Genomic DNA, 2,102 nt, shown 5'->3' on the forward strand with positions numbered 1-2,102 from the left:
GCACGGCTTTTTATCCGGCAGTAGGTGGCGCACTGGCTATCGTAGGCTGGCATTATCCATTTTTTCTAAGCTTATTGGCCATTCCTGTGGGGCTCTTCGTGCTCATAAGCCTTGAAAAAACCGGATCGTCCGGGGGGCTTAATATCTCAGAAATCTTTTCCAACGTAAGATCGTCCCTGATCTCCAAAAAAGTCATTCCTCTTTTCGTGGGGATATTTCTGACTTTCATCATGCTTTATGGAGGGTATATCACCTTTTTTACCATCCTGCTGGATGAAAAATTCAGCCAAAATTCTTTCCGGATCGGGATCATTTTATCCGGTTCTTCTTTTATGACCGCTTATGCATCTTCCCAGCTCGGAAAACTCACGGAACGTTTTTCTGAAGTTGCACTCATCCGAACCGCTGCTGTTTTATACCTGCTCATCTTTCTGTTTCTGCCTCTGGTTGAAAATATCTGGTGGTTCATATTACCAGTCACCGTATTTGGTGCTGCTCAGGGTATCAATATTCCCAGCATTTTAAACCTCCTCACCAGCTATGCCGATAAGGAATACCGGGCTGCTTTTCTATCCGTCAACTGGGTAGTGATGAGAACCGGTCAGGCACTAGGCCCTTATTTATTGGGATTGGTATACGCCGGAATCAGCCTTGATGCCACCTTCTACGCATCCGCTATTGCGGCCGGATTATTTGTGATCTCTTCCGTCTTTTTTATGAGAGTTGAGTGGTACAGCCAGCTTGAAGATCCCGGATCAGCACTGGGAGATCTGTAGAGATTATTCACCCCGTTATTAAGTTTCTGCTTAAAGAAGCTACCCAAGAATCTTGCCTTTCATCGAACTTACCGCTCTTTCAACTTGTTTGATTTAGTGAAATAAATCGAGACAAAATTAAAGACTATTTATCCAATGAGTGAACAAATGAAGGCCGCCTATATTGAAGATTACGGAGATCTTACTAACATTAATGTCGGCGAATTGGATAAACCTGAAGTCGGTGAAGGAGAAGTATTAGTACGGGTTAAGGCTGTCGGTGTAAATCCGGTGGATGCCTCTGTTGTCCGAGGCATGCTTAAGGATGCCATTCCCGGGGAGTTTCCTTTAATACCGGGATGGGATGTAGCGGGTGTAGTTGAAGAGGTCGGTCACTCGGTCAGCCGTTTTAGTTCCGGTGATGAAGTTTATGCCTATGCAAGACGTCCCAAAATTCAACACGGAACATTTGCAGAGTATGTGAGCTTACCGGAATCATACCTTGCCGAACGGCCAACCAATATTTCTATGGAAGAAGCCGGGGGAATCCCATTAGTGGGATTAACAGCCTATCAATCCATTTTTGATTTTGGAGAACTCAAAAAAGGCCAGACCTTATTAATTTTAGGTGCTTCAGGTGGCGTAGGCACTTTAGCTATTCAATTAGCGAAATCTGTCGGAGCAAAGGTTATTGGTGTGGCAAGTGAAGCAAATCATGAATACATGAAAGAACTCGGCGCTGATATCACGATCGATTACAAAAATAACCATGTGGGCGAAGCAGTTAAAAAAGCCCAGCCTGAAGGGGTTGACCTTATCTTTCATTGTTCACGTGGGGATTCTTTTTCACAAGTTATGGAAACCGATGTATTAAAAGACGGCGGAAAAGTTGTCTCTATAACCAAGAGCAAACCCGAAATCAGCAATGACATTGAATTTAAATACGTATTTGTAGAACCGAATGCCGAACAGCTCGAGCATATTACCGTGCTTGCCGATAGCGGTAAGATAAAAGTGCGAATTTCCAAGACCTATTCTCTGGATGAAGCCGGACAGGCACTACAGGAAGTTGAAAAACTGCATACCAGAGGTAAGCTGGTGATCACTCCTTAAAGAACCTGCTTATATATTTTCAACAATAAACAGCCGAATCTTCTGATTCGGCTTTTTTTATTAATGCTCGTCACGAAGCTCTCCCGATTCTCAGGATGATGCAGTCCCGGAAGCTCCAGCTTCCCCTCAAATACTTCTCTGAATATCTATTAAACCGCTCCCTCCCAAATAATCCCTCGCTGAAGAATACCGCCAATCCTCCGGTTTATCCACATACCCTCGCTTAACCGGGTT

At 44.1% G+C, this 2,102-nt stretch carries 2 protein-coding genes and 1 pseudogene; 2 read left to right on the forward strand and 1 reads right to left on the reverse strand.

The window, feature by feature from the left end:
- The coding region (locus VFM80_RS00105; RefSeq protein WP_395068324.1) for an MFS transporter at window positions 1–776 on the forward strand (776 nt) is incomplete at its 5' end.
- Between the two features lie 135 nt (window positions 777–911).
- Window positions 912–1,868, forward strand: a complete 957-nt coding sequence (locus VFM80_RS00110) for an NADP-dependent oxidoreductase (protein WP_395068326.1) — start codon at window positions 912–914, stop codon at window positions 1,866–1,868.
- Between the two features lie 126 nt (window positions 1,869–1,994).
- Here the strand turns inward: VFM80_RS00110 and VFM80_RS00115 are convergent.
- A pseudogene (locus tag VFM80_RS00115) lies at window positions 1,995–2,102 on the reverse strand (transposase); the annotation flags it as partial.

The organism is Gracilimonas sp., from assembly GCF_035704785.1.
Classification (GTDB): Bacteria; Bacteroidota; Rhodothermia; order Balneolales; family Balneolaceae; genus Gracilimonas.